Origin of the sequence: Nocardia neocaledoniensis, from assembly GCF_003182135.1 — a bacterium.
Lineage (GTDB): Bacteria > Actinomycetota > Actinomycetes > Mycobacteriales > Mycobacteriaceae > Nocardia > Nocardia neocaledoniensis.
Genome location: NZ_QGTL01000004.1, coordinates 752,536 through 778,371, shown reverse-complemented (window position 1 = coordinate 778,371; position 25,836 = coordinate 752,536). Strand labels below are relative to the sequence as shown.

23 protein-coding genes are annotated in these 25,836 nt (G+C 69.9%); 12 read left to right on the top strand and 11 right to left on the bottom strand.

The genetic code is table 11. From position 1 onward, the window contains the following. Window positions 1–93 precede the first annotated feature (93 nt). Window positions 94–666 carry a dihydrofolate reductase family protein gene (locus tag DFR69_RS15550; protein WP_110038207.1) on the bottom strand — a complete coding sequence of 191 codons (573 nt, stop codon included), beginning with the start codon at window positions 664–666 and terminating at the stop codon, window positions 94–96. 73 nt (window positions 667–739) lie between these two features. Between DFR69_RS15550 and DFR69_RS15545 the strand changes: the two genes are divergently transcribed. The 3 genes from DFR69_RS15545 to DFR69_RS15535 all read left to right on the top strand — a co-directional run bounded on the left by DFR69_RS15545 (window position 740) and on the right by DFR69_RS15535 (window position 3,117). Then, window positions 740–1,312 carry a TetR/AcrR family transcriptional regulator gene (locus DFR69_RS15545; RefSeq protein ID WP_110038206.1) on the top strand — a complete coding sequence of 191 codons (573 nt, stop codon included), beginning with the start codon at window positions 740–742 and terminating at the stop codon, window positions 1,310–1,312. Between the two features lie 99 nt (window positions 1,313–1,411). Further along, a complete protein-coding gene (locus DFR69_RS15540; RefSeq protein WP_110038205.1) occupies window positions 1,412–1,870 on the top strand; it encodes an SRPBCC family protein in 459 nt (152 codons plus the stop codon). A gap of 44 nt (window positions 1,871–1,914) precedes the next feature. Beyond that, window positions 1,915–3,117, top strand: a complete 1,203-nt coding sequence (locus DFR69_RS15535; protein WP_110038204.1) for a low temperature requirement protein A — start codon at window positions 1,915–1,917, stop codon at window positions 3,115–3,117. Here the strand turns inward: DFR69_RS15535 and DFR69_RS15530 are convergent. The 3 genes from DFR69_RS15530 to DFR69_RS15520 all read right to left on the bottom strand — a co-directional run bounded on the left by DFR69_RS15530 (window position 3,104) and on the right by DFR69_RS15520 (window position 6,531). After that, the gene (locus DFR69_RS15530) at window positions 3,104–3,943 is read right to left on the bottom strand and encodes an ion transporter (RefSeq protein ID WP_373867019.1); all 840 of its coding nucleotides are present in this window, start codon (window positions 3,941–3,943) and stop codon (window positions 3,104–3,106) included. The two genes, DFR69_RS15535 and DFR69_RS15530, sit on opposite strands and share 14 nt — an antisense overlap. 83 nt (window positions 3,944–4,026) lie before the next feature. Further along, entirely contained in the window at window positions 4,027–5,643 is a 1,617-nt protein-coding gene (locus DFR69_RS15525; RefSeq protein WP_186817351.1) for a GMC oxidoreductase, read from the bottom strand. Between the two features lie 117 nt (window positions 5,644–5,760). Continuing rightward, window positions 5,761–6,531, bottom strand: coding sequence for a sulfite exporter TauE/SafE family protein (locus DFR69_RS15520; protein ID WP_110038202.1), 771 nt, complete (start codon window positions 6,529–6,531; stop codon window positions 5,761–5,763). Window positions 6,532–6,804: 273 nt separating this feature from the next. On the opposite strand from DFR69_RS15520, the gene leuA reads away from it, so the two are divergent. Next, window positions 6,805–8,607: a 2-isopropylmalate synthase gene (leuA, locus tag DFR69_RS15515; protein WP_110038201.1), complete on the top strand. Its 1,803-nt coding sequence runs from the start codon at window positions 6,805–6,807 to the stop codon at window positions 8,605–8,607. A 338-nt stretch (window positions 8,608–8,945) separates the two neighbouring features. After that, window positions 8,946–10,580: a MinD/ParA family ATP-binding protein gene (locus DFR69_RS15510; RefSeq protein ID WP_110038317.1), complete on the top strand. Its 1,635-nt coding sequence runs from the start codon at window positions 8,946–8,948 to the stop codon at window positions 10,578–10,580. A 1-nt stretch (window position 10,581) separates the two neighbouring features. Here the strand turns inward: DFR69_RS15510 and DFR69_RS15505 are convergent, their stop codons facing one another. Next, entirely contained in the window at window positions 10,582–11,478 is an 897-nt protein-coding gene (locus DFR69_RS15505) for a LysR family transcriptional regulator (protein WP_110038200.1), read from the bottom strand. Between the two features lie 71 nt (window positions 11,479–11,549). On the opposite strand from DFR69_RS15505, the gene DFR69_RS15500 reads away from it, so the two are divergent. The 4 genes from DFR69_RS15500 (at window position 11,550) to DFR69_RS15485 (ending at window position 16,434) form a co-directional block, all read left to right on the top strand. Continuing rightward, a complete protein-coding gene (locus tag DFR69_RS15500; RefSeq protein WP_110038199.1) occupies window positions 11,550–12,479 on the top strand; it encodes an EamA family transporter in 930 nt (309 codons plus the stop codon). 190 nt (window positions 12,480–12,669) lie between these two features. Then, window positions 12,670–14,421, top strand: coding sequence for a hydroxysqualene dehydroxylase (locus tag DFR69_RS15495; protein ID WP_110038198.1), 1,752 nt, complete (start codon window positions 12,670–12,672; stop codon window positions 14,419–14,421). A gap of 67 nt (window positions 14,422–14,488) precedes the next feature. After that, the gene (locus DFR69_RS15490; protein WP_110038197.1) at window positions 14,489–15,724 is read left to right on the top strand and encodes a MurT ligase domain-containing protein; all 1,236 of its coding nucleotides are present in this window, start codon (window positions 14,489–14,491) and stop codon (window positions 15,722–15,724) included. Continuing rightward, complete coding sequence (locus DFR69_RS15485; RefSeq protein ID WP_110038196.1) at window positions 15,721–16,434, top strand: type 1 glutamine amidotransferase; 714 nt, start codon at window positions 15,721–15,723, stop codon at window positions 16,432–16,434. The genes DFR69_RS15490 and DFR69_RS15485 overlap by 4 nt, the downstream gene beginning before the upstream one ends. A gap of 1 nt (window position 16,435) precedes the next feature. Here DFR69_RS15485 and DFR69_RS15480 read toward each other — a convergent pair whose 3' ends face one another. Further along, window positions 16,436–16,810, bottom strand: a complete 375-nt coding sequence (locus tag DFR69_RS15480; protein WP_110038195.1) for a type II toxin-antitoxin system VapC family toxin — start codon at window positions 16,808–16,810, stop codon at window positions 16,436–16,438. Further along, window positions 16,807–17,058 (bottom strand): type II toxin-antitoxin system Phd/YefM family antitoxin, encoded by a 252-nt coding sequence (locus DFR69_RS15475; RefSeq protein WP_110038194.1) that lies wholly within the window; start codon window positions 17,056–17,058, stop codon window positions 16,807–16,809. Before DFR69_RS15475 ends, DFR69_RS15480 begins: the two co-directional genes overlap by 4 nt. A 161-nt stretch (window positions 17,059–17,219) precedes the next feature. Between DFR69_RS15475 and DFR69_RS15470 the strand changes: the two genes are divergently transcribed. From DFR69_RS15470 to DFR69_RS15460, 3 genes are read left to right on the top strand one after another with little or no spacing between them, the layout of a single operon-like run. Continuing rightward, on the top strand, window positions 17,220–18,095 hold the full coding sequence (locus DFR69_RS15470; RefSeq protein WP_244198264.1) for an ABC transporter permease: 876 nt from the start codon (window positions 17,220–17,222) through the stop codon (window positions 18,093–18,095). Then, window positions 18,092–19,147: a taurine ABC transporter substrate-binding protein gene (locus DFR69_RS15465; RefSeq protein ID WP_110038193.1), complete on the top strand. Its 1,056-nt coding sequence runs from the start codon at window positions 18,092–18,094 to the stop codon at window positions 19,145–19,147. The genes DFR69_RS15470 and DFR69_RS15465 overlap by 4 nt, the downstream gene beginning before the upstream one ends. Continuing rightward, window positions 19,144–19,905, top strand: a complete 762-nt coding sequence (locus DFR69_RS15460) for an ABC transporter ATP-binding protein (RefSeq protein WP_110038192.1) — start codon at window positions 19,144–19,146, stop codon at window positions 19,903–19,905. The genes DFR69_RS15465 and DFR69_RS15460 overlap by 4 nt, the downstream gene beginning before the upstream one ends. Before the next feature lies 1 nt (window position 19,906). On the opposite strand, the gene DFR69_RS15455 is transcribed toward DFR69_RS15460, so the two are convergent. The 4 genes from DFR69_RS15455 to DFR69_RS15440 form a co-directional block, all read right to left on the bottom strand. Next, window positions 19,907–20,788, bottom strand: a complete 882-nt coding sequence (locus tag DFR69_RS15455; protein WP_110038191.1) for a bile acid:sodium symporter family protein — start codon at window positions 20,786–20,788, stop codon at window positions 19,907–19,909. A gap of 108 nt (window positions 20,789–20,896) precedes the next feature. Then, window positions 20,897–21,946 (bottom strand): zinc-binding metallopeptidase family protein, encoded by a 1,050-nt coding sequence (locus DFR69_RS15450; RefSeq protein ID WP_110038190.1) that lies wholly within the window; start codon window positions 21,944–21,946, stop codon window positions 20,897–20,899. 4 nt (window positions 21,947–21,950) lie between these two features. Next, window positions 21,951–22,841 carry a transglutaminase family protein gene (locus DFR69_RS15445; protein ID WP_110038189.1) on the bottom strand — a complete coding sequence of 297 codons (891 nt, stop codon included), beginning with the start codon at window positions 22,839–22,841 and terminating at the stop codon, window positions 21,951–21,953. Next, window positions 22,838–25,819, bottom strand: a complete 2,982-nt coding sequence (locus DFR69_RS15440; protein WP_110038188.1) for a circularly permuted type 2 ATP-grasp protein — start codon at window positions 25,817–25,819, stop codon at window positions 22,838–22,840. Before DFR69_RS15440 ends, DFR69_RS15445 begins: the two co-directional genes overlap by 4 nt. Between the last annotated feature and the right edge of the window lie 17 nt (window positions 25,820–25,836).

The window sequence follows — 25,836 nt, the reverse complement described above, 5'->3', positions numbered from 1 at the left end:
CAAGAGTACCGGCCCGAGTCCACCGGTTTCCCCGCTACCTCCCCAGCCTGTGGAAAACGACACAGGCTTGTCACCTGTCGATGACCACGGGATTCAGGCCCGTTCGAACCAGGTGACCAGGGCTCCGTTGCCGAATTCCTTGCGCCGCACGGGACGGAAGTTTGTCGGTTTGAAGACACCGGTGAACGCCGCGACGCCGGAGCCCGCGACGACCGGATAGCTCTTGACGACCATCTCGTCGATCTCGTCGAGGAGCTGGCCGGCCAGGTTCCCGCCGCCGCACAACCAGATGTCGGCGCCCTCCGCGGCCTTGAGCTCGCGGACGAGCTCGCCGGGGTCGCCCGCGAAGATCTCGACGCCGGGATGGTCGGCCTGATCCAGCGAGGACGAGACCACGTACTGCTTCAGGTGCGCGAACGGGCTTTCGACGTGTCCCTCCGGCAGGAGGTAGGTGCCGCGCCCCATCAGGACGGTGTCCCACCGCTTGGCCGGCAGCTCGGGGTCCATGCCGAAATGGGCCCGCAGGTGGGTCGGGATGGAGTCGGGGAACTCCTCCATCATCCATTCCATGTACTCCGGCGGCGTCGGATAGAAGTCGACCTCCCCGCCTGGACCAGCGATGTAGCCGTCGAGGGAGACGCCGATGTAGTAGACGAGCTTTCGCATGGGGTACCGCCTCAGTTGTTGTACTCTGTTCGTAGTGATTTGAACCGTAGTACTACAGACGGAGTGGTGTCAAGTGCGAACTAACCCCGAACGACGACAAGCCCTGCTCGACGCGGCCATCGAGGTCCTCGCCGACGACGGCGCCCGCGGCCTCACCTTCCGTGCCGTGGACAAGAAGGCGGGCGTGCCCCTCGGCACCGCCTCCAACTACTTCGCCAACCGCGACGACATGCTCACCCAGGCGGGCACCCGCTTCTACGAGGTGATCGAGCCGACCGCCGAGACCATGGCGCTGGTCGATCAGGGACCCAAGACGGTCGAGAACATCACCGCGCTGATGAAGGAGGTCGTCGGCAGGCTCGAATCACACCGCACCGCCTACCTCGCGCTGCTCGAATTGCGCCTGGAAGCGACCCGTCGCCCGGAACTTCGCAAAGTTCTCACCGAACGGGTACGGGCGGACCTCGACTTCAACATCCGCAACCACCTGGCGTCCGGCCAGCCCGGCGACGAGTCGACGGTCATCCTGCTGTACCTGGCCCTGAACTGGCTCGTCGTCGAACACCTCACGCTGCCAACCCTGTTCACCGAGCAACAGAGCATGGAGCTGATCGAAACCGCCGTCGAAAGGGCCATACGCAGCTGACACGGTCATTTGTCCAGACCATAGACGTGTTGACGATCACTGGTACAGCTGTGCACAATCGGGCGCGAAAGACAGCGGGGGTTTCGGAGGATAGACAAGATGCGCGCGAAGACCGACATCCGATTCACCGTTGATGCCAGCGTGGACCAAGTCATGGAAGCCCTGCTCGCGGTCGATCGGCTAGCGGACTGGTCGCCGTCCTACAGCGATGTCCGCATGGGTCCTCTCGACGCCGACCGCAGGCCGCGCCGGGTCTTCGTCACCGCGCACTTCATGGGCGACTCCGATTCGCAGGTCCTCGAATACTCCTGGGAGCCCAACCGGGTCTCCTGGGAGGTCGTCGACAGCAGCCGCGGTTCCAAGGGCGGCGGCTCGTTCGACCTGTTCGAGACCCCGGAGGGCACCGAGATCGACCTGCACGTCGAGCTCAAGTACCCGCTGCCGGTCCCGGGCATCCTGTTCAACCGCACCCTGCGCAAGCAGTACGACGAGGCCGTCGCGAACTTCATCGACTTCGCCGAGCGGTACCCCGAGGTCGAGGGCTACGCCGTCGGCTGATTTCTTTCCGCGCGTACCCGCCGTCGCAGTGCGACGATGAGCGCATGATCGGTACTCGACGGGTTCGGTTCCAAACGGTGTCAGAGGGCGCCACGGTGACCCAGCTCGAACTGTTCTTCGACCTCGTGATCGTGTTCGCGTTCACCATGGTCACCGCGCTGGCCGCCGACGATCCCACCGCCGCGAACCTGCTGCGGGCCGGGCTGGTCCTGGCGCTGATGTGGTGGCTGTGGATCGCCTATTCCTGGCTCGGCAATGTCGTCAAGGCCGACGAGGGCATCACCAGGGTGGCGATGTTCGTCGCCATGGGCGGCGCGTTCATCGCGGCGCTCACCATCCCCGAGGCCTTCAGCGACATGCCGGGCGGCTGGTTCGGGCCGCTGGTCTTCGCGATCGCGTACCTGGTGGTCCGGCTGGTGCACGTGGGCATCTTCTGGGTGATCAGCGCCGAGGACCCGCAGCTGCGCGGGCAGCTGCTGCGCTGGGCGCTCGGCTCGATCACCTTCGGCACCACGCTGCTGGTGATCGCGGCGATGACCGAGGGCATCGTCCAGATCGCGCTGTGGCTCGCGGCCATCGTCGGCGACATGGTCTGGACCTGGGCGGCGGGCACCGACTGGCGGATCAACTCGGCCAAGCACTTCGCCGAGCGCTACGGCCTGATCGTCATCGTGGCGCTGGGCGAATCCATCGTCTCGATCGGCATCGGCGTCGCCGGACTGCCGGTCTCCTGGCCCATCGTGCTCGGCTCGATGCTCGGCCTCGCCGTCTCGGGTCTGCTGTGGTGGCTCTACTTCGACGTCGCGGCCATCTCGATCGAGCACGCCTTCGCCCACGCCAGGGGCGCGCACCAGATCAAGATCGCCCAGAACAGCTACACCTACGGGCACTTCCCGATGATCGCCGGCGTCATCGCGCTCTCGCTCGGGCTCAAGAAAGTGCTGTACTACGTGGGCGATTCCTCGCACCACACGCTCACCGACGCGCTCTACGGCATCCCGCTCGGCGCGCTGTACGGCGGACCGGCACTCTTCCTGCTCGGCGTGGTCGCGGCGAAGTACTACGCCGTGAAGGAGGTGTCGATCGGGCGGGTGGTCACCGCGGTGCTGCTGGTCGTGCTCGCCCCGCTGGCGTCACAGCTGCCCGCGCTCGCCTCGCTCGCCCTGCTCTGCGCGGTACTCGCGGCGCTGGTGGTCTTCGAGACCGTGCGCTACGCGACGCCGCGCGACGAGATCAGGCACGCTTGATCTGACTGAGGTGGTGGCGCACGCCGTGCTCGGCGGGCGTCGCCCCTCGGTGCGAGGGCGGCACCTTGATGCCGAGGCGGACCGCCTCGTTGATCTGGTCCAGGTTCTCCCTGAGCATGTCCGCGACCAGCTCGTCGGTGCGCGGATCGTCGAGCAGCTCGCGCAGCAGCCGGTACACGGTCGCCGAGATCAGCCTGATGATCTCGTCGTGGAACGGCACGTAGCGCAGCTTGCCGGTCTGCGGATCGTTCTTGATCAGGTCGACGATCATCTGGTCGACCTCGGCGTGGTTCTCCTCCAGCGCCGCGGCGATGTTCTTGGTGTAGTGCCCGGCGCGCAGCACCTTGGAGACCTCGTCGAGGATCGCGACCGTCATCGGCCGCTTGATCACGTCGACGATGGTGCCGACGAACCGGTTCACCAGCGTCGCGGTGACCCGCTCCCCCAGCGCGCGATCGGCCACCCGCCCCAGCCGGATCAGGATGACCACGATCCGGAACAGCCGGAAGCCGCGGAAGATCGGGCTGGTCACCGGGATCATGCCGAGCACTTCGTACCAGTAGACGAACGGGAAGGTCCACGGCCAGCCCGCGCGCCGCCAGCGCCACAGGAACTCGATCAGGAAGATGCCGCAGATCGTCCAGTCGACGATCACGATCGCGTGGTAGGTCTTCCCCGACACCGGGAAGAAGGTGATCCACACGACCAGCACCACCGAGATGATCGCCAGGACCAGCATCAGCAGATCGGTGCGCAGCGACGGCGTCTTGGAGCGCACGTCCGGCAGTGCCTCGACCCGCTCGATGCCCGGTGAGGCCACGTGCATGCTCCCTTCGAACGCCGTCGTCGCACCGAGGGTAACGGCCTGACCGGCGCTCGCCGGGCAGATCGGCGTGATCTTGTTCGGTGTCAGCGACCGGCGGACACGATGGCGGCGATGTTGCGTTCGGCCAGCGCGGCGATGGTCAGCGAGGGGTTCACGGTCGCGGTGCTGCCCGGAATCGCCGCGCCGTCCATCACGTACAGGCCGGGGTGTCCGTGCACGCGGCCGAAGGCGTCGGTGGCCTTGCCGAGCACGGCGCCTCCGAGCGGATGCGCGGTGAACTGGGCGTTCGCGTCGTAACCGAGCGCGCTGTATTCGGCGAGGGCGCCCGCGCGTTCGGCGATCCGGTGGTCGACCGCGCGCGCCGCGTCGACGACGGCGTTCTGCGCGGCCGCCGACCAGCTCAGACCGACCCCGCCCGAGCCCGTGTCGTAGCCGAAGCGCGCCCTGGTCGGGTCGAGCACCATGCCGAGCGAGGCCAGCGCGCCGGTCTCGAACGGGATGCCGGGGATGTACCAGTTCTCCAGGGTGAGCGGCACGCCCGACTCGTCGAAGATGCGGCTGGCGCTCGGCACGCCCTGGCCGTGCCCGGAGACTGCGCTCGCGCCGCGGGCAAGCACCACGTCACCGTTGGTGCCCCAGCCGTCGCCGATGTGCTCGTTGAGGTGGGGCAGCGCGCCGGTGGCCTGGGCGCGGACCAGCAGCTCGGAGGTGCCGACGGATCCGGCGCCGAGGAACAGCTTGTCGCAGGTGAGCGTGCGAGTGCCCAGGACCTGTCCGGTCGGGTCCAGTTTCGTCACCGTGACCACGAACTTGCCGCCCGCGTCCTGGGCGATGCTGTCGACGCGGTGGCCGGGATACACCTGCGACTTGCCGGTGTCCCTGGCGTAGCGCAGGTAGTTCTGGTTCAGGTCGAACTTGGCGCCGTTGGAATTGCCCAGGTTGGAGCGGGCGGCGGTGGCCGAGGCGCGCGAGGTGCCCGCCAGTTCGCTGCGCAGGATGTCCCAGGTGAAGATCGAGTCGTTGGGCAGCGGCTGGTAGCCGGCCGCGCGCACCTGCTCGTCCCATGCGCGCGAGTGCGCGAAGGGCCCGGACTGGTAGATGTCGGCGGGCATGGCGTCCAGGCGCAGCATCTGCCGCACCTTCGGGTAGTAGACGCGTTCCAGCTCGCCGTAGTCGACGACACCGCCGAAGACCTGGTCGAACAGCCTGCGCTCCGGCGCGACCATGGCGCCGGTGAAGATCACCGAGCCGCCGCCGACGGCCGCCGCGCGCCACACGTCGATGCCCGGGTACTCGGTCACGTCGAGCACGCCGCCGAACGCGCCGAAACTCATCGGCACCTTGGTGACGCCGGTGAAGCTGGTGCGATGCCAGAAACCGCGGCCGTCGGGCAGGTCGTCGCCGGTGAAGATCTCCCGCCACGGGTCGTTGGGCCAGCGCGAACCGCGCTCGAGCACGGTGTTGACGATCCCGGCCTCGGCCAGGCGCAGCGCGGTGACCGCGGCGCCGAAACCGGACCCGATGACGATGGCCTGGGTGTGCGCGGGCGGGTCGGGCAGTGGCTCGAAGATCTCCGGTACCCAGGTCCGGAACATCGCCTCGCGCGGGTCGGCCGTGGCCGCCGTGGTCGTCAGCGTCGTTCCCACGGCACCGGCGATCGTCGCCAGTCCCGCCGCCTTGAAGAAGGCACGTCTGTGCACCAGGCCACCTCCCTCATCACGCATGGCCGAGCGCAGGATACCCCGTGTGAAACACCAATGGTGTTCAACGGAGCGGCCTTTGGTGGTCGTCACAACGGCGGGTGTCGCCCGCGGGGATCAGCCGGTGGTGAGCAGCCTGATCACGGCGATGGTGCCGACGATGACGATCACCGCGCGCAGCACGTTCGGCGGCAGCTTGCGGCCCACCCGCGCACCCAGCTGACCACCGATGATGGAGCCGACCGCGATCAGCGCCACGGCCTGCCAGTTCACCTCCGCGATGACGATGAAGATCACCGCCGACACCGCGTTCACGATCAGCGCGAGGACGTTCTTCACGGCGTTGAGCCGCTGGATGTCCTCGTGCACGAACACCCCGAGCAGCCCCAGCAGCAGCACGCCCTGGGCCGCGCCGAAGTAGCCGCCGTAGATGCCGGTGCCGAACACCGCGACCAGCAGGATCGGCCCGCCGTGCGCGGGCGCCGGCGCGTCGCCGTCGGCCCTGCGCCGCTTCACCCAGGCCGCCAGCCGGGGCTGGACCACCACCAGGACCAGCGCGGCGATGATCAGGACCGGCACGATCGCCTTGAAGGCCTCGGCGGGCATGGTGAGCAGCAGGATCGCGCCGGTGATGCCGCCGAGCAGCGAGGCGGTGCCCAGCTGCAGCAGTCGCGACCGCTGGCCTTCCAGTTCGCGCCGATAGCCGATCACCCCGCTCACCGAGCCGGGGACCAGGCCGATCGTGTTGGAGACGTTCGCCGTCACCGGCGGCAGCCCGAACGCGAGCAGCGCCGGGAAGGTGATCAGGGTGCCGGAGCCGACGATCGTGTTGATGCCGCCCGCGGCGACACCGGCCACGAGCACGGCCAATTGCTCATACCAGGTCATTCGAATTCCTTTGTGCCGTCTCGTCGGACGCGGTGGTCCGTACAAGCGCGCGTTTCCGCCCCCGAACCGTACCGGCTGGTAGGAGCGATGGATTCGCCAGGCCGCTTACCAGCGGCGCATCACACACGGTAAGCTCGGGGAATCATGCAGCGGGCACTTCTTCTCGGCCGCCGCGACGGGTTCTGATACGGACCGGCTCCCGTCGCGGGGTTCCAACGCGCCGGTCGACCCGCTCCCACCCGGGAATACACCACACCCCACGGAGAAACTTGCATGTCCTCGGCTGACGCATTCGTATCCGCTTCGCGCACCATCACGGCCCCCGGCAAACCCGCTCCGGCCGACCAGCCCGCCTGGAACCAGCAGAAGAACTCGTCGATGCCCGCGTTCCGGTACCGGCCCTTCGCCGAAGAGGTCGAGCCGATCACGCTGCCCGACCGCACCTGGCCCGACAAGGTCATCGACCGCGCCCCGGCGTGGTGCGCCGTCGACCTGCGCGACGGCAACCAGGCTCTCATCGACCCGATGAGTCCCGCCCGCAAGCGCCGCATGTTCGACCTGCTGGTGCGGATGGGCTACAAGGAGATCGAGGTCGGGTTCCCGGCCGCGAGCCAGACCGACTTCGACTTCGTCCGCGAGATCATCGAAGACGGCGCCATCCCCGCCGACGTCACCATCCAGGTCCTCACCCAGTGCCGCCCCGAGCTGATCGAGCGCACGTTCGAGGCCTGCAACGGCGCGCCGAACGTCATCGTGCACTTCTACAACTCCACCTCGATCCTGCAGCGCAGGGTGGTGTTCCGCGCCGAACGCGACGCCGTGAAGAAGATCGCCACCGACGCCGCGGCGCTGTGCCTGGAGATCGAGCAGCGCTACCCCGACACCGAGTGGCGCTACGAGTACAGCCCGGAGTCCTACACCGGCACCGAGCTGGACTACGCCCGCGAGGTCTGCGACGCCGTCTCGGCGATCATCGCGCCGACCCCGGCGAAGCCGCTGATCATCAACCTGCCCGCCACCGTCGAGATGGCGACGCCGAACGTGTACGCCGACTCGATCGAGTGGATGCACCGCAACCTGGCCCGCCGCGACTCGATCGTGCTGTCGCTGCACCCGCACAACGACCGCGGCACCGCCGTCGCGGCCGCCGAGCTGGGCTACCAGGCCGGCGCCGACCGCATCGAGGGCTGCCTGTTCGGCAACGGCGAGCGCACCGGCAACGTCTGCCTGGTGACGCTGGGCATGAACATGTTCTCCCGCGGCATCGACCCGCAGATCAACTTCTCCGACATCGACGAGATCCGCCGCACGGTCGAATACTGCAACCAGCTGGCCGTGGCCGAGCGGCACCCGTACGGCGGCGACCTGGTCTACACCGCCTTCTCCGGCAGCCACCAGGACGCCATCAACAAGGGCCTGGACGCGATGAAGGCCGCCGCCGACGCGCAGAACGCCGACGTGGCCGACATCGTCTGGGAGGTCCCGTACCTGCCGATCGACCCGAAGGACGTCGGCCGGACCTACGAGGCCGTCATCCGGGTGAACTCGCAGTCCGGCAAGGGCGGCGTCGCCTACATCATGAAGACCGATCACGGCCTGGTGCTGCCGCGCCGCCTGCAGATCGAGTTCTCGCAGGCGATCCAGGCGATCACCGACGGTGAGGGCGGCGAGGTGACGCCCAAGGAGATGTGGGACGTCTTCGCCACCGAGTACCTGAACCCGATCCTGCCGCTCGAGCGGATCAAGCAGATCGTCACCGCGGCCGAGACCGACGGCGGCGTCGACTCGATCGTGGCGACCGTGAAGGTCGACGGCGTCGAGCAGGAGATCACCGGTTCGGGCAACGGCCCGCTCGCCGCGTTCGTCGACGCCATCGCCACCGTCGGCTTCGACGTGCGGGTGCTCGACTACAGCGAGCACGCCATGTCGGCCGGTGACGACGCGCAGGCCGCCGCGTATGTCGAGGTCGCGATCGGCGACAAGGTGGTGTGGGGTGTCGGCATCGCCACCTCGATCACCACGGCGTCGCTGCGCGCGGTCGTCTCCGCGGTGAACCGCGCCGCTGCCGCACGCTAGTTTTCCCCGACGCGGGCCGGGTCTCCCCAGTGGAGATCCGGCCCGCGTCGTCTTGTGGACAACTTCCAGACCTGTGGACAACCCGGCACCCCGCCGGGCCGATCCGCCTTGTGAACTGGGCTCATGCGGCTTCGCGGCGGCCGGTCGCCGCGCCGCCCCCAGCGCGCGAGAATTAGCACCGTGCTAGCGTTTTAGTGCACATTCAGCGCCGAGCTTCCTGCTCGTTCGAGCGAGCAAGTGGGGGAACTGTGACCAACAACGACCATAATCCGACCTCTCCGCCCTGGCTGCAGAGTCCGTCGGCTGAAACGGCCGACGCTGCGTCCGGTCCCGCCGGCGTGCAAACGGTGGGCGACGAGGACATCGAGCCCGCCGAGGCCGCTCCCGAACCGAAGCCCACCCCGGCCGACCAGGCGCCCCCCGAGCCCGACGGGCAGCCCGGCCTGGCGGAGCAGACGGTGTTCCACCCCGGCGGCTTCGTGCCCGGTCCCTTCGCGCCGAGTTCGGTGCCCGATCCGTATCAGAGCGGTGGGGCGCATCCGCTGGCGCACGCGCCGGAGCAGCAGCCCTACCCGGGTCCGCCGGTCACCGGTGAGCAGCCCTACCCCGGTCCGCAGGCCACCGGCGAGCAGCCGTATCCCGGCCCGCAGGGCACCGGCGAGCAGCCGTACCCCGGTCCGCCGCAGTACCCCGGCGCCGAGCCGCAGCCGCAGTACCCGGGTGCCGAACAGGCGCCGCAGTACCCGCAGGAACAGCAGCCGCAGGGCCCGCAGTCCGAGGCCATCTACAGCTGGGCGCCTCCGCCGCCGCCGATGTACCAGCCGCCGATGGGTGGGATGCCCGGCCAGGTCCCGGGCCAGCCGGGTCAGCCGCCGCAGGCCGGTCCCGGCCCGCAGCCGATGGCACCGCAGCCCGGCCAGTGGCAGGGTGGGCCGGCCCAGCAGCCGTTCCAGCCGCAGCACGTGCCTGCGCCGGGTCAGCCGGGCCACTCGGTCAACGATCTGAACCTGCTCAAGCGGGCCCGCAAGGCGCCGCGCAGCGGGTGGCGCCGCGCCGTGCACAAGGCGTCCGGCGGCATGATCAACCCGGGCGAGTCGGCGGCCGACGTGGTGCACCGCGACCTGGCCGAGCGGGTCAACCAGCCGGTCCGCGGTGATTACCGGATCGCGATCCTCTCGCTCAAGGGCGGCGTCGGCAAGACCACCACCACGGTCGGCCTCGGCTCCACCTTCGCCTCGCAGCGCGGTGACCGCGTCATCGCGATCGATGCCAACCCCGACCTGGGCACCCTGGCCCACCGGGTGCCGCGCCAGACCCGGTCGACGGTGCGCAACCTGCTCGAGGACCAGAACATCACGCGCTACTCCGATGTCCGCGCGCACACCTCGCAGGCGCCGAGTCGGCTGGAAGTCCTTGCCTCCGAGCAGGATCCGGCCGTGTCGGAGGCCTTCAGCGAGGCCGATTACCGCAAGGCCATCGGCATCCTGCAGTCGTTCTACAACATCATCCTCACCGACTGCGGTACCGGTCTGATGCACTCGGCCATGTCGGGCGTGCTCGACATGGCGAGCTCGCTGGTGCTGGTCACCTCCCCCGCGATCGACGGCGCGCGCAGTGCGTCGGCGACGCTGGACTGGCTCGACCACCACGGCTACTCCAAGCTGGTCGAGCGCACCGTCGTGGTCGTCAACGCCTCGCGGCGCGGCGCCTCGACGGTCGACCTGGACCAGCTGCGCAAGCTGTTCCTCGACCGCACCCGCGCCGTGCAGATCGTCCCGTTCGACGATCATCTGGCCGAGGGCGCCGAGATCGACCTCGAGCTGGTCAGCAAGCCCACCCGCCGGGCGCTGCTCGAGCTGGCCGCCATGGTCGCCGACGACTTCGGCTACCACGGTCAGCCGCAGGGTCAGCAGTTCGCGCCGCAGGGCCAGCCGTACCCGGGGCAGCAGCCCTACCAGCCGGGCCAGTTCTGAGTCAGCTGCCGACGGCGCGCGCCGCGGCCTCGAACGCCTCGAGGACCGCGGCGATCGCCGGGCGCCGATGGGCCTGCGGCCGGGTGACGATCTCGTACACCCGCGCCGCGCGCACGCCGGCCAGCGGCAGCACCGACAGCGCCGGGTGCGCAACCGCGTACCTCGGCATCAGCGCGACGCCGTAGCCCGAGGCCACCAGCGTCTCGATGACGCGGAACTCGTTGAGCCGCTGCGCGATCCGCGGCCGCACGCCGGTGATCGTGGCGATGGAGTTCAGCACGTCGTCCACCGGGAAGCCGCCGCGCACACTCACCCAGGTCTCGTCGGCGAGTTCCTCCGGTCGCACCGAGTCCCGGCCCGCCAGCGGGTGGGTCGGCGCGACGACGACGTCGATCGGTTCGCGCATCAACACCCGCGCCGAGAGCCGCGGCCCGGCGACCGAGGGCGCGCGCTCGTCGCGGTGGGTGAGCACGATGTCGTAGTCGGCCAGCAGCCTGCCCGCTTCCGCGGGCGGCAGGTCCTCGTCGCCCGCCACGATCTCCACGCCGCTGTCGGCGAGCGCGGTCAGGACCGACGGCAGCAGCAGCGCGGCGCCGGAGGGAAACGACGCCACCCTGACCTGCCCGCGCGGCAGGCCGCGATAGTGCGCCATCTCGGCGACGGCGCGGTCCATGGCCGCCAGCACGTCGTCGGCGCGCAGGACCAGCGCCTGGCCGGCATCGGTGAGCCGGACCCGGCGCCCGTCGGGTTCGAGCAGCGCGACGCCGGCTTCCCTGGCGAGCACCTTGAGTTGCTGGGAGACCGCCGACGGCGTCATGGACAGCACCTCGGCCACAGCGGCGACCGTTCCGCGGTCGGCAAGTTCCCGCAGGATGCGCAGCCGCTCGATCGAGAACATGAAGCAAATCTACTTCATTCATCCACTTTTATTCGATTGTCCTGATGCTTCGCTCGGCTCACGATGAGTGCGTGACCACCCGTGACCGCCTGCTCGGACTGACCGTCGTCGTGCTCTGGGGCCTGAACTTCCTCGCCATCCGCATCGGCCTCGATCACTTTCCGCCCTTCTTCTTCGCCGCGCTCCGGTTCGCCGTCATCGCGGTTCCGGTGCTCGTCTTCATTCCGCGCCCGGCTGTGCGCACGCGCTGGCTGCTGCTCTACGGCACCGGGTTCGGCATCCTGCAGTTCGCGTTCCTGTTCACCGCCATGCGGGTGGGCATGCCGACCGGCTTGGCCTCGCTGGTGCTGCAGTCCTCGGCGCCGTTCACGGTGGTGCTGGGCGCGGTACTGCTGCGCGAACGGTTGCGGCCGGTGCAGGTCGCCGGGCTCGCGGTGGCCGTGCTCGGCATGGTCGTGATCGGCGCCGACCGGCTGGCGAACGCGACGCTGCTACCGGTGCTGCTGACGCTGGCGGGCGGGCTGGGCTGGGCCTTCGGCAATATCGGCGCGCGTCAGGCGGGCGCCGACTCGCCCGGCTTCGATCCGCTGCACCTGACCCTGTGGATGTCGGTGGTGCCCGTGCTGCCGCTGCTCGCGCTGTCGATGGCTGTCGAGGGGCCTGGCACCGGATTCCGCGCGCTCGGCGCCGCGGTCACCTCCAGCGACGGGCTGCCCGCGCTGGCCGCGCTCGCCTACATCGCGGTGCTCGCCACGGTGTGCGGGTCCGGCCTGTGGACGTACCTGATGAGCCGCTATCCGGCGGGCACCGTCGCGCCGTTGTCGCTGCTCGTGCCGGTGGTCGGCATCGCCGCCGCGTGGGCGGTATTCGGCGAGGAGCCGTCGGCGGCGGCGCTGATCGGCGGGGTGATCGTGATCGCGGGCGCCTTCGCCGCGACGACCACCCGCGGGATCGGCCGCGCGCCGGAGCGGGCGCCCGAACCGAGCCTCGTGCAGGTCTGACGTCCAATTCCGCCTCTGACCGCGGGGGCGCTGGCTAGCATGTGACCGATCGCGCGAGCCGTTATCCGCGCGACCGGTCGGTTTCGGGCGCGGGTGAACGACGCGACAGGTCGTCACAGCCAGGTCTTCGCCGCGCTCTAGAGTGTGAGCAAACAGCAGGCAAAACACGAGCAAGGCAGCTGAACAGCGTATGGCGGAACAGCGGTCGGCCGTCTCGCGGAGAACCTTTCTTCGCGGCACGGTCGCAGCGGGGGTGGTATCGGCGGGGACCGTCGCGGGCGCGTCCGGGATCGCGCTCGGCGCACCACCCGGACGCCGGGTCGCCGTGCTCGGCGGCGGTGTCGCCGGCCTGACCGCCGCCCATGAGCTGGCCGAACGCGGTTTCGAGGTGACCGTCTACGAGGCGAGGGCGCTCGGCGGCAAGGCGCGCAGCGTCGCCGTGGCGGGCACCGGCCGCGACGGCCGCCCCGATCTGCCCGGCGAGCACGGGTTCCGGTTCTTCCCCGGCTTCTATCAGAACCTGCCCGACACCATGCGCCGGATCCCCGTCGCGGGCAACCCCGACGGCGTCTGGAACAACCTGCTCAGCGTGCCGGAGGCCAGGTTCTCCCGCCGCGACGGCGACGACATCTCCCTCGCCCTGCCCGGCAGCCTCACCGGAGCGAACTTCCATCCCGACGCGATCAGGGAGACACTCGCCGGGACCATCGCCACGGGCACGAAGATGCCGCCCGCCGAGGCCGCCTACTTCGCCAACCGGCTGCTGGTCTTCAACAGCAGCTGCGACGCCCGCCGATTCGGGCAGTGGGAACACACCTCCTGGCAGGACTTCGTGCACGGGCACCAGCGCTCGCACGAGTTCCGCGCGATCGTGTCGCGCTCGCTCACCAGCATCATGGTCGCGGCCAAGGAGAATCTGGCCAGCACGCGCACCATCGGCAGCATGGGCGAGCAGTTCCTCGGCAATCCGCTCGGCCTCGGCAACGACGGCGGCCTGGACCGGGTGCTGAACAACGCGACCAATATCGCCTGGATCGATCCCTGGGTCGAGCATCTGCGCGGGCTCGGCGTGCGGTTCGAACTCGGCGCGCGCGTCGAGGAACTCGTGGTGCGGGACAAGCGGATCGGCGCGGCCAGGATCGCCGGGACGGGCACCGTCGAAGCGGACTATTTCGTGCTCGCCCTCCCCGTGGAACAGGCCAGGAAGCTGTGGTCGCCGCGGGTGCTCGAACTGGCGCCGGAACTGGCGGCCACCGAGCGCCTTTTCGTCGACTGGATGAACGGCATCCAGATCTATTTCCGTACACCGCTGAACATCTCGCGCGGGCACACGGCCTTCGTCGATTCGCCGTGGTCGCTCACCTCGATCAGCCAGAACCAGCTGTGGACGCGCAAGCTGTCGTCCTTCGGCGACGGCACGGTGGCCGATTGCCTCTCGGTGGACATCTCCGACTGGCACACGCCCGGCGTGCTGTTCGGCAAGCCCGCCGAGGTCTGCACGCACGAGGAGATCTTCCGCGAGGTGTGGGCCCAGCTCAGCGCCCATCTCAACGATCGCGAACAGCTGCTGCGCCCCGCCGACGTGCATTCGTGGTTCCTCGACCCCGGCATCACCTGGCAGGGCGCGCGCAATGCCAACGCCGACCCGCTGCTGATCAACACCGCCGGCTCGTGGGACGCGCGGCCGGAACCGCACGGCTCGATCGAAAACCTGTTCCTCGCCGGTGATTACGTGCGCACGGATGTCGACCTGGCGACCATGGAGGGCGCCAACGAATCCGCGCGCGCGGCGGTGAACGCGCTGCTCGACGTCGCCGGATCGGGGGCCGAGCGCTGCCGCACCTTCCGGCTGCGCCGCACGCCCGAACTGGAGCCGCTGCGCCGCGTCGACGCCGACCGTTACGCCGCCGGCCTGCCGAACATGTTCGACGAGCCGGTCTGACCTGCGCCGACGTACCTCACACCGCTCCCCTACCCGGCCCGTAACAACACGCACATAGACTCGCGGCGTGGCAGACATCTCGGTGCGTGGGCGCCTGGCCTTGCGAGCGGCGGCGGCAGCGTCGTGGGCTTCGCAGAAGGCGGGCCGCGGCAAGGGTTCGATGATCGGCGGCCTGATCGCGTTGAAGATCGATCCGACGATCATGACGCAGCTCGGGCGCGGCAGGCGGACGGTGCTGATCACCGGCACCAACGGCAAGTCGACGACCACCAGGATGACCACCGCGGCCCTGGGCACCCTGGGCCGGGTCGCGACCCAGGCCGACGGCGCCAACATGGACGCGGGCATCGTCGCGGCGCTGAGCCTGCACCCGGGGGTGCCGCTGGCCGCGATCGAGGTCGACGAGCTGCACCTGCCGCACGTCAGCGACGCGCTCGACCCGGCGGCCGTGGTGCTGCTGAACCTGAGCCGCGATCAGCTCGACCGGGTCGGCGAGATCAACATGATCGAGCGCAAGCTGCGCGCCGGCCTGGCCAGGCATCCCGACACCGTGGTCGTCGCCAACTGCGACGACGTGCTTGTCGCCTCCATCGCCTACGACCATCCCAAGGTGATCTGGGTGGCGGCGGGCAGCGGCTGGGCCGTCGACGCGACCAGCTGCCCGCGCAGTGGCGAGCCGATCGTCTGGGAGGGCGAGAACTGGCGCTCCACCGGCGCCGATTTCCATCGCCCGCAACCGGATTGGTGGCTCGAGGGCGAAGACCTCTGCGGCCCCGACGGTTTCCGGGCGCCTCTACACCTGGCGCTGCCCGGGCGCGCGAACCGCGGCAACGCGGCGCAGGCCGTGGCCGCGGCGGTGGCCATGGGCGCCGAGCCGGTCAAGGCCACCGACGCCACCGGCACCGTGCGCGAGATCGCGGGCCGGTACCGCACGGTCACCGTCGGCGAGCACGACGCCCGGCTGCTGCTGGCGAAGAACCCGGCGGGCTGGCAGGAAGCGCTGTCGATGATCGATCCGAACTCGGCCGGTCTGGTGATCGCGGTGAACGGGCAGGTACCCGACGGCGAGGATCTGTCCTGGCTGTGGGACGTGCGGTTCGAGCACTTCGAGGGCGTGCAGGTGGTGGCGTCCGGCGAGCGCGCCACCGACCTCGCCGTCCGCCTCACCTACGCCGGGGTGGAGCACACCCTGGTGCCCGATCCGCTGCGCGCGATCGAGTCCTGCCCGGCCGGGCACGTCGAGGTGCTGGCCAATTACACCGCGTTCCGCGATCTCAACCGTGACCTGGAGGCCCGCGCATGAGTGACACCCTCCGCATCGGTCTCGTTCTGCCCGACGTGATGGGCACCTACGGCGACGGCGGCAACGCGCTCGTGCTGCGGCAGCGGCTGCGCATGCGCGGCTACGACGCCGAGATCATCGACATCACCCTCGCCGATCCGGTCCCGGACTCCTTCGACATCTACACCCTCGGCGGCGCCGAGGACTCAGCGCAGCGCCTGGCGACCCGCCACCTGCAGAAGTACCCCGGCCTGCAGCAGGCCGCCGCCAAGGGCGCGCCCGTGCTCGCGATCTGCGCGGCGATCCAGGTGCTCGGCAACTGGTACGAGACCTCCTCGGGCGAAAAGGTCGACGGTGTGGGCCTTTTCGACGTCACCACCTCGCCCCAGGCCACCCGCGCCATCGGCGAGGTCACCACCTCGCCCGTCATGGACGGCCTGAAGGCCCCGCTGACCGGCTTCGAGAACCATCGCGGCGGCACCCTGCTCGGCGCCGACGCGGCCCCGCTGGCCAAGGTGACCCGCGGTGTCGGCAACGGCGTCGGCGACGGCACCGAGGGCGTCGTCCAGGGCTCGGTCATCGGCACCTACCTGCACGGCCCCGCCCTGGCCCGCAACCCCGAACTCGCCGACCTCCTCATCGCCCGAGCCCTCGGCATCCCCGCCACCGACCTCGCCCCCCTCGACCTCCCGGTCGTCGACCGCCTCCGCCGCGAACGCCTGCGCGCCTAGCTCAGCACGGCAGCGTGCCGACCTCGTAGCGCAGGCAATACGGATCGCGGGTGACCAGAGTCAGGTCCTCGCACCGCGCCTGGGCTACGAGGATCCGGTCGAAGGGATCGCGGTGGATCGGCGGCAGCCGGGCCGCCTCGATCGAGTGCCGCGCCTCGATCGGCAGCGGCAGGAACCCGCTGCCGACCACGCGTTCGGGGAGGTCGGCCGGACCGGCCAGTTTTCCCGACGCCTGCTTCATCGCGATCTCCCACACCGACGCCGAACTGACGTGGATGTCCGGGTCGTGGTCGAGCCGTTCCCGCAGGCCGGCATCAAGGGTGGGATCGTCGATGAGCCACCACAGGATGACGTGGGTGTCCAGGAGCAGGCTCATGCTTCGAAGTCGCGGGCGATCTCGGCGTTCGTCTCGGGTGAGTCCCAGCCCGGCGACAGGTTCAGCCGCCCGCGTAACGAGCCGCGAGCGGTCCGGTTCACCCGCCTGGTGAGCGGCACGACCTTGGCCACCGGAGTTCCCGCACGACTGATCACGATTTCCTCCCCCTGCTCCACCCGCTCGATGATGCGCGACAGATTCGTCTTCGCGTCGTGAATGTTGAACCGTTCCGCCGCGTCCCCTGCCATCACGCCTCCTTAGCTAAGAGGTTAGTCCGCCGTCGAGCGCCTGTCGAGGGACTTCGGCTCACGGCGACTTTTACCCTCGCGGAGGCGCTACCTGCGCCGATAGCGTCGGGCTCGTTGTGTCGGGCGTGTCGGCCGGGGCACCGAGGCTGAGGAGTGCGGGCGTGACCGGAGTGCTGACCGAGACCGTGGGCACGCGGCGTCCCGGGGCGAAGGTCGTGCGGACGGGCCGGGCGCGGCGGGGTCGGCGGGTGCTGGCTTCGGTGGTCGCCGGCGGGCTGGTGCTGGTCGTGTGGACGGTCGTGTCGGCGGTCGGCCTGGTGAATCCGCTGTATCTGCCATCGCCGGGCGCCGTGTGGGAGGCGTTCGTGCGGGCCAACACGCTGCACCGGATCGCGGACGGAGTGGACCGGTACGTCATCGGGGAGCAGGGCTACTACCTCTGGGAACATCTGCTGGCGAGCCTGCAGCGGATCGCGGTCGGGGTGGGGGCGGCGATTCTGCTCGGTCCGCTGGTGGGGTTCGTGATGGGCATGGCCGCGCCGGTGCGCTGGGTGGCCGAGCCCGTACTGAACTTCCTGCGCGCGCTGCCCCCGCTCGGTTACATCGGCCTGTTGATCGTGTGGTTCGGCATCGGTGACACCTCCAAGATCTGGCTGCTGTTCCTGGCCGCGTTCCCGCCGATCGCCATCGCCACCCTGGACGGGGTGCTCGGCGTGAAGCAGGACTACCTCCATGCCGCTCGCTCGCTGGGAGCCCGTCGCGCCCAGGTGGTTTCGCTCGTCGTGCTGCCCGCGACGCTGCCGAACGTGCTCAGCGGTATCCGCATCGCGACCGCGTTCGCCTGGACAACGGTCGTCGCGGCCGAACTCAACAACGGCATCCCCGGCATCGGCGGGCTCGCGTATATCGCGGGCACGCAATTGAATACGCCGCTCACCATCGCCTGCATCATCGTGATCGGCGTGGCGGCGCTGCTGCTGGACGCGGTGATCGCGTTCATCGGCACCAGAGTCGTTCCGTGGAAAGGCAAAGCATGACAACCACCGTGCGCAAGGTCGTGGCGACCGCGGCCGCGCTCTCCGCAGTTCTCGCGGTCACCGCGGGCTGTGTGGAATCCGGCCGCGCTGACACCGGCCAGGGCGCGGCGAGCTGCCCGTTCGCCGCCGATCCGAGCGTCACCAGCACGGTCCGGCTCGGATTCCAGGCCATCCCCAACGGTGACCTGCTGGTGAAGGACCGCAACCTGCTCCAGGCCTGCCTGCCCAACGCGAAGATCACCTGGAGTCAGTTCGCCTCCGGCGCCGACATGGTGCAGGCGTTCGGCGCGGGCAGCCTGGACATCGGCACGCTCGGCTCGAGTCCGGCGACCAAGGCACTCTCGTCCCCGCTGAACCTGCCGGTGCAGGTCGTGTGGATCCACGACGTGATCGGCGCCTCGGAATCGCTGGTCGCCAAGCAGAAGTCGGATCTGGCCGGGCTCAGGGGCAAGCGCGTCGCCACGCCGTTCGGCAGCACCTCGCACTACAGCCTGCTCGCGGCGTTGGACAAGGCCGGGCTCACCGGCCAGGTGGAGCTGATCAATCTGCAACCGGAGGCGATTCCCGGTGCGTGGCAGGGCGATCAGATCGACGCGGCCTGGGTGTGGGACCCGACCCTGTCCAAGCTCACCGCCGCGGGCGGCACGGTGATCACCAGCAGTGCCGAGACCGCCGCCGCGGGCGCGCCGACCTTCGACGTGGCCATCGCCGACAAGAAGTTCCTCGCCGACAACGCCGCCTTCGCCATCGCATGGGCGAAGCTGCAGAGCTACGCCGTCGAGCAGATCAACACGGCGAAGGAGGAGGCGGCGGTCTCGATCGGCGCCCAGCTCGGCATCGCGCCGGACAAGGTGACGCCGCAGCTGGCCGGCTACCGCTATCTGACCGCCGCCGAGCAGGCGGGCCCGCGCTACCTGGGCGGCGGATTCGCCGCCGACCTCGCGGGCACCGCGGGATTCCTGCTGAGCCAGGGCGGAATCGCCGCCGTCGGCAGCGAGCAGCAGTACCGCGACGGCATCGCGGTGGCCCCCGCGGCGGGCGCGGCGGGGTGAGCGCCGAGCGGGTGACGCTGGCCGGGGTGAGCAAGAGCTACCCCGGCCCCGAGGGCGGCGTCGAAGTGCTCGCACCCACCGACCTCACCATCGAGCCCGGCGAATTCGTCTGCGTCGTAGGTCCTTCCGGCTGCGGCAAGTCGACGCTGCTGAACATCCTGGCCGGATTCCTCGCCCCGTCCACGGGCGAGGTACGGGTGGGCGATCGCGTCGTCGACGGTCCCGATCCCGATCGCGGCGTGGTGTTCCAGCAGGCGAACCTCTACCCGTGGCTGTCGGTGCGCGGCAATGTGGAGTTCGGGCCGAAAGTCCGCGGTGTGGACAGGAATACACGCCGGGCCGAGGCCGAGCGGTTGCTGGCGCTGGTCGGGCTGGACGAACTCGGCGACCGCAGGCCCTATGAACTGTCCGGCGGACAGCAGCAGCGCGCGCAGATCGCCCGGGTGCTGGTGAACGATCCCGGCATCGTGCTCATGGACGAGCCGTTCGGCGCGCTCGACGCCCTCACCAGGGAGCGCCTGCAGCGCGAACTGCGCGCACTGTGGCGCGGCGGCGACAAGACGATCCTGTTCGTCACCCACGGCATCGAGGAGGCGGTGCTGCTCGGCACGAGGATCCTGGTGATGGCGCCGGGCCGGGTCGTCTACGACACCTCGCCCGCCTTCAAAGCCGCCGACGACGACTTCGAGACGATCCGCGCCCACCCCGAATTCGCCGGGCTGCGGGACGAATTGGCGCGCCACATCTACGCGGCCTGACTCACTCGGCGGCGACCACCGCCCGTGCCCGCCCCCGGGTGATCAGGTAGCCGAACGCGGCGGCGATCGGGAACATCAGCACGCCGTACACGGCGGCGGGCACGGCCAGCTCCGTGCTGTCCAGGACACTGATCGCGATGGTGATGGCGATCGTGCTGTTGTGGATGCCGACCTCCATCGAGCAGGCGATGGCCTGCCGGTCCGGCACTCCGAGCAGGCGCGGGACGAGGTAGCCGAGGGCGAGGCTGATCAGGCAGAACAGCACGGTGATCGCGCCGACCTGGCCGAGCGAATCGGCGAGGGTGTCGGATTCGGCGATGATCGTACCGACGATCACCAGCAGCAGGGTGAGCGCGGAACCGATGCGGACCGGGCGGTCCATCCGGTCGGCGAACGCGGCCGACCAGCGGCGCACCAGCATGCCGACCGCGACCGGGACGAGCACGATCGCGAACACCTGCACGACCTTGCCGAACTGCAGGCCCACCGACCCGCCGCCGTCGGCCGGTTCGAAGTAGCCGATCGCGAAGTTGGTGACCAGCGGCAGGGTGACCACCGCGATGATCGAATTGACCGCCGTCAGCGACACGTTCAGCGCGACGTCGCCGCGGAACAGGTGGCTGAACAGGTTCGCCGTCGTCCCGCCCGGCGAGGCGGCCAGCAGCATCATGCCCACCGCGAGGACGGCGGGCAGGTCGAACAGCAACACCAGCCCGAAGGCCACGGCCGGGAGCGCGATCAGCTGGCAGAGCAGGGCGATGGCGACGATGCGCGGGCTCTTCGCGATCCGGGTGAAGTCGGCGGGGGTGAGCGAGAGCCCGAGCCCGAACATGATCACGACCAGGGCCAGGGGCAGTCCGACGGAAACCAGGGGTGAGTTCATAGCCATCCTCATCGAGCAGTCCGGGCCCGCGGCCCAGCTTGAGACGCGCTCGTCTCAATAGTGAGAGTAGCCAGCTGTGACCCACGTCGCAGTCGAACGGCGAAATCGCTAGGCGGGCACCGAACTCCGCTCACACAGCTCGTGCACGAAGCGCATCTTCTCCAGCACCCGCTCCGGGAGGACGAAGGGGTACAGGTCGTCGTGGCCCATCGAGCGGTTCACCATGTTCAGCGACCAGGCCAGCGGCAGCCACAGTTCGATGATCTTGTCGAAACCGGCGCGGCCCACCTGCGGGCGATCCAGGGTGGCGCCCGCGGGCGCGAAGCCGAAGGCGGCGGCGGTGTCGAGGGTGTCGCGGATGTGCAGGTAGTGGGCGAAGGTCTCGGCCCAGTCCTCGGCGGCGTGCATGGTGGCGTAGGAGGAGACGTAGTCGTCCTCCCAGCCGGGCGGGGCGCCCTTGGCGTAGTGGGCGTCCAGCGCGGCCTGGTAGTCGGCGTACGGGTCGCCGAACAGGTCGCGGAACCGTTGCAGCTCTTCGTCACCGGTGACCAGGACGGTGAAGTAGTAGTGGCCGATCTCGTGCCGGAAATGGCCGAGCAGGGTGCGGTACGGCTCGGCCATCTCGATCCGCAGTTGCTCGCGATGCGGGTCGTCGGCCTCGGCCAGATCGAGGGTGACGACGCCGTCGAGGTGGCCGGTGAGCACCCCGTCGGTCCGGCTGGAGAGCAGGTCGAAGGCCAAACCGTGGGCGGGGTCGGCGTCGCGCCCGACGATCGGCAGGTCGAGTTCGGCCAGCTCGAAGATCAGCCGGCGCTTGGCCGCCTCGGCCTCGGCGAAGGCGGCCAGGCCCTCGACGTCGTTGTCGTTTGGCCTGGTACGGGTGAGCGCGCAGGATTCGCACAGCGTCGGTCCGTCGGTGCCGCCGTCGGTCGGCACCAGCCAATTGCACTGCGCCACATGCAGGTTGTCGCAGAGGCGGAAGCGGTCGCCGTCGACGACGCCGCCCGCGTGGTCGATCGCCGCGTCACCGGGCGGGTCGCCGATCACCACCAGCGCCCGCTCCCGCAGGCTGAACCCGAGCGGGCTCGAGCAGGACAGGCACACCGAATTCTCGAAGGCCAGCTGCTGGCCACAGTTCGGGCAGACGAAATCACGCAAGGGACTACACCTCCACCGGGGCTACATCGACCGAGACCGTGATCGTGGACTGTTTGGCGTCGGTGTAGATGATGCCACGCAGCGGCGGCACATCCTGGTAGTCGCGGCCCCACGCCACGGTGACGTAGCGCTCGTCGGCGAACTGGTCGTTGGTCGGGTCGAAGGCGATCCAGCCGCCGGTGCGGTCGCCGGCGTCGGTGCCGGGCAGCCAGACCGCGGCCCAGGCGTGGGTGGCGTCGACGCCGACCATGCGCTCCTTGCCCGGCGGCGGGTCGGTGGCGAGATACCCCGAGACGTAGCGGGCGGCCAGGCCGTGCGAACGCAGGCACGCGGCGCCGATGCGGGCGAAGTCCTGGCAGACGCCCTCGCGGGCGGCGAACACATCGGCGACGCTGGTGCTCACCGTGGTCGAGCCGGAGCGGTAGCGGAAGTCGCGGTGGATACGGGTGTTCAGCTCGGTGACCGCCGCGAGCAACGGACGTCCCGGCGTGAAGGTCTCCGCCGCGTACGCGGTGACCTCGTCGGTGATCTCGGGCGGCAGCAGGTCGAGGGTGAACTCGACCGCGAGCGGACCGGTCGCGGTGGTCGGACGCGCCGCCTCCCAGGGGATGTCGGCGCCGTCGACGGTCGACTGCCGATCGACCTCGACGAGCGATTCGCCGGTGACCTCGAGTGTCCGGTGCTCCGCGGTGACGTGGAAGTACGTCGTCGTGTTGCCGTAGACGTCGGTGCCGACGGAGCGGTCCGAGGGCACCGGGTCGATGTGGATGTCGTGCTCGTGCAGCCGCTGGCCCGCGAATTCGCGCGGCGTGAGATAGGCGCGGCCGTAGGAGCTGGTGACCTCGTCGGAATAGCTGTAGGTGGTGCGGTGGGTCACCAGGTAGCGCCTGCTCATCCGACCATCCTGGTGTTGCCCCACAGCGGCTGGATGCTGACGGGCACAGCGAGTTTCGTCGCCTCGAACGATTCCGACAGCTTGCGCAGCCGCAAGTGCACCCCTTCCAGCAGTTCCACCAGTTCGGTGCGGACGCCGTCGGCGTCGGTGTGGGCGAGGTCGTCCGGGTCGACGCGACGCAGCATGCGCTGGGCGTCGGCGAGCAGCCGTTGCGAGCGGGAGGCGCCGGAACCGCCGGGCAACGCCTGGAAGTCGGCCTCGAGCCGGTCGAGCTGATAGACCAGCGAACGCGGATTGCCCGCGTCGAACAGCAACAGCGCGGCCAGTGCGCCGACATGGGCCGACCCGCGGTGCCTGCGCCGATAGATCACCGCCGACTCGGTGGCGGTGAGGACGGCCTCCGCCACGACCCGCTCCACATCCGGCGGATTCACCTGCGCCAGTGCGGCATTGACCAGGGAGGTGACGGCGAGGCCGCGCTCGATCCGCTTGCCGATGTCCATGACGTACCAACCGGTGTCGCGCACCAGCGACTCCGCGCCGATTCCGGACAGCGACAGCAGCGCGCCCAGCGTCAGCGAGTGCACCGCCGACATCGCGTTCTCCTGTTCGCTGCTGGCCGAACGGAATTCGGCCAGCGCGCGATCCACCGCGCCGATGATCATCCAGGTGTCGCCGGAGAGCTGGTCGCGCACCGCCCTGGCGGCCGACCCGTAGTGATCCACCGCGTACGAGAGCGAGCCGGGCAGATTCCGGTCCCCGGTGAGCGAGGCCAGGTAGTGGTACCCCTCCGCCGAGGCCCCCGCCACGGCCTGCGCTTGCACCCGCGGGGAGCGCGCGCGTGCCTTTCCGCGCGGCTGGCGAGGGTGTTCGTCCTGCGCCGGCTCGTCGCTTCCGGCCGATTCCGCGCCGCGCTCGGCGGTGGTTCCGGTGGTGCGCAGAGCCCGCGCGAGCGCACTGGTCCCCCGCTCCCACGCCGCGCCTTCGGAGGCCGGGGCTTCGTCAACGGCTGCGTCGTCGTCAGGCGCCGAGTTGGAGCCCGCCGCCGAGTTGTCATCGGACGTGGAGTCGGCCACTCCGCCCGGCGGCCGCGTGTTCTCCTCGGTCGCTTCGACCGGCGCGACGCTGCTGAGCTGACTGGTTCCGTTGGGCAGCACGGAATCCGGCGCGTTGGTGCCCGTGGTCACCGAGAGGGCGTGCATCAGGATGGGCAGGGCTTCGGCGCCGTCGAGCCAGGGGCGGTAGCGGTAGTCCTGGTAGACGTCGTGGGTGGCGGCGAGGAGGCGGACGACCGACTCGGCGCGCTCGCTGTAGCGGCCCATCCAGAACAGGTCGTTGAGCACGCGCGGGGAGCTGATCGCCTCGACCACCGGCATCGCCCGGCGCAACCGGTCCTCGTGCGGCGCCTCGCTGCCGACGGCGGGCGCGGTGGCGGGAGCGGCGCGGACCCAGACGTCCTTGGCGGCCACCTTGATCACGCTGCGGGTGGGTTCCAGCCGCATCCGCTGCTGGCCGAGTCCGCCCGACATGGCCGTGTACCCACCGCGCCGCGCCATCGAGAACAGCCGCATGCCCACCGGCGCGGGCGCCAGCCCCGAACCGTCCTCGATCGCGGGCGCCACCGAGAACTCGGCCGGTTCCTGCCCGACCCACTTCCACCGCTCGACCTCGATCCGGGCCGCCAGCTCGGCGCGTTCGGCGGCCGACAGGCTCGGCCCGAAGATGGTCGACCCGTCGACAGCGGATCGGATCACCAGATCACCGAGGTGGGCCACGAGATGGGAGCGCTCGCTGTCGTCGCCACCCCAGTACGCGGGCGTGCCGTCGAGCAGCAGATCGGCGCCGAGGACCGAGCGGGCGATCCGCGGCAGGAACGCGCTCAGCGCGGGCGATTCCAGCAACCCGCTGCCGAGCGTGTTGACCACGGTCACCGCACCGCGCCGCAACACCTCCACCAGTCCCACCACGCCCAGGCGCGAATCCGGGCGCAGATCCAGCGGATCGGAGAATTCGGCGTCGACGCGGCGCAACACCACGTCGACCCGCTCCAGGCTGCCGAGCGACCGCATCCACAGGGCGCCGTCGCGGACCACCAGATCGGCGCTCTCGACGAGCGGAAAGCCCAGCACCTGCGCGAGATACGCCTGATCGAACGCGGTTTCGGAGTACGAGCCCGGGCTCAGCACCACGACCACCGGCTCCTCGCCGTCGGCCAGTTCGGGCGCCGCCTCCGCGAGCATCAACCGCATCGCGCGGGCGAACGGCGTGAGCGGACGCGGTCCGGCGTGCTCGAACGCCTCCGGAATGGCCGAGGCGACCACGCGGCGATCGGCCAGCGCGTACCCCGCCCCCGACGGCGCCTGCGCCCAGTCGGCCAGCACCCGGAACTGCCCGTCGCCCCATCGGCTGATGTCGCAGGCGTGCAGGAACAGCTGATGGGTGCCGGGAATGGTGATGCCGTGCGCCGCCCGCACGTAGCCGGTGTTGCCGAACACGATCTCCGGCGGCAGCAGACCCGAACTCAGCAGCCTGCGTGGGCCGTACACATCGGTGAGCACCTCGTCGAGCACGAGCGAGCGCTGCACCAGGCCGGTTTCCAGGCGGGTCCAGTCGTCGGCGGAGACCAGCAGCGGGATCGGGTCGAGGCGCCAGGGGGCGGCGGTCGTGGTGTCGTCGGCGCCGACCTCGGTGTAGGTGACGCCGTCGTCCTCGATCTGCCTGCGCACTCGCTGGTCGATCTTGCCGAGCCCGCCGACACCCTGGTCGACGAAATCGGCCGACAGCTCCGACCACATCGACCGCACCCGGCCGCGCCCGTCGACCAGCTCGTCGTAATAGCCCTGGGTCGGCCTGCCGCACTCGTCGAACCGCGCGCCCGCCCTGCTCTCGGACCGGTACCGCGCGAACTGTTCGGCGGCGGCCGCGGCGGCGCGCCCGCCGCCGGTCTCGCGGCCCACTGTGTCCCGTCGGTCAGGCACCGTTGCTTGCTCCTACG

Bases quoted from the DNA above. Each gene is read 5' to 3' on its own strand.
- DFR69_RS15550 (WP_110038207.1), bottom strand. From the start codon at position 666: ATGCGAAAGCTCGTCTACTACATCGGCGTCTCCCTCGACGGCTACATC.
- DFR69_RS15540 (WP_110038205.1), top strand. From the start codon at position 1,412: ATGCGCGCGAAGACCGACATCCGATTCACCGTTGATGCCAGCGTGGAC.
- DFR69_RS15535 (WP_110038204.1), top strand. From the start codon at position 1,915: ATGATCGGTACTCGACGGGTTCGGTTCCAAACGGTGTCAGAGGGCGCC.
- DFR69_RS15530 (WP_373867019.1), bottom strand. From the start codon at position 3,943: ATGCACGTGGCCTCACCGGGCATCGAGCGGGTCGAGGCACTGCCGGAC.
- DFR69_RS15520 (WP_110038202.1), bottom strand. From the start codon at position 6,531: ATGACCTGGTATGAGCAATTGGCCGTGCTCGTGGCCGGTGTCGCCGCG.
- leuA (WP_110038201.1), top strand. From the start codon at position 6,805: ATGTCCTCGGCTGACGCATTCGTATCCGCTTCGCGCACCATCACGGCC.
- DFR69_RS15505 (WP_110038200.1), bottom strand. From the start codon at position 11,478: ATGTTCTCGATCGAGCGGCTGCGCATCCTGCGGGAACTTGCCGACCGC.
- DFR69_RS15495 (WP_110038198.1), top strand. From the start codon at position 12,670: ATGGCGGAACAGCGGTCGGCCGTCTCGCGGAGAACCTTTCTTCGCGGC.
- DFR69_RS15485 (WP_110038196.1), top strand. From the start codon at position 15,721: ATGAGTGACACCCTCCGCATCGGTCTCGTTCTGCCCGACGTGATGGGC.
- DFR69_RS15480 (WP_110038195.1), bottom strand. From the start codon at position 16,810: ATGAGCCTGCTCCTGGACACCCACGTCATCCTGTGGTGGCTCATCGAC.
- DFR69_RS15475 (WP_110038194.1), bottom strand. From the start codon at position 17,058: ATGGCAGGGGACGCGGCGGAACGGTTCAACATTCACGACGCGAAGACG.
- DFR69_RS15465 (WP_110038193.1), top strand. From the start codon at position 18,092: ATGACAACCACCGTGCGCAAGGTCGTGGCGACCGCGGCCGCGCTCTCC.
- DFR69_RS15455 (WP_110038191.1), bottom strand. From the start codon at position 20,788: ATGAACTCACCCCTGGTTTCCGTCGGACTGCCCCTGGCCCTGGTCGTG.
- DFR69_RS15445 (WP_110038189.1), bottom strand. From the start codon at position 22,841: ATGAGCAGGCGCTACCTGGTGACCCACCGCACCACCTACAGCTATTCC.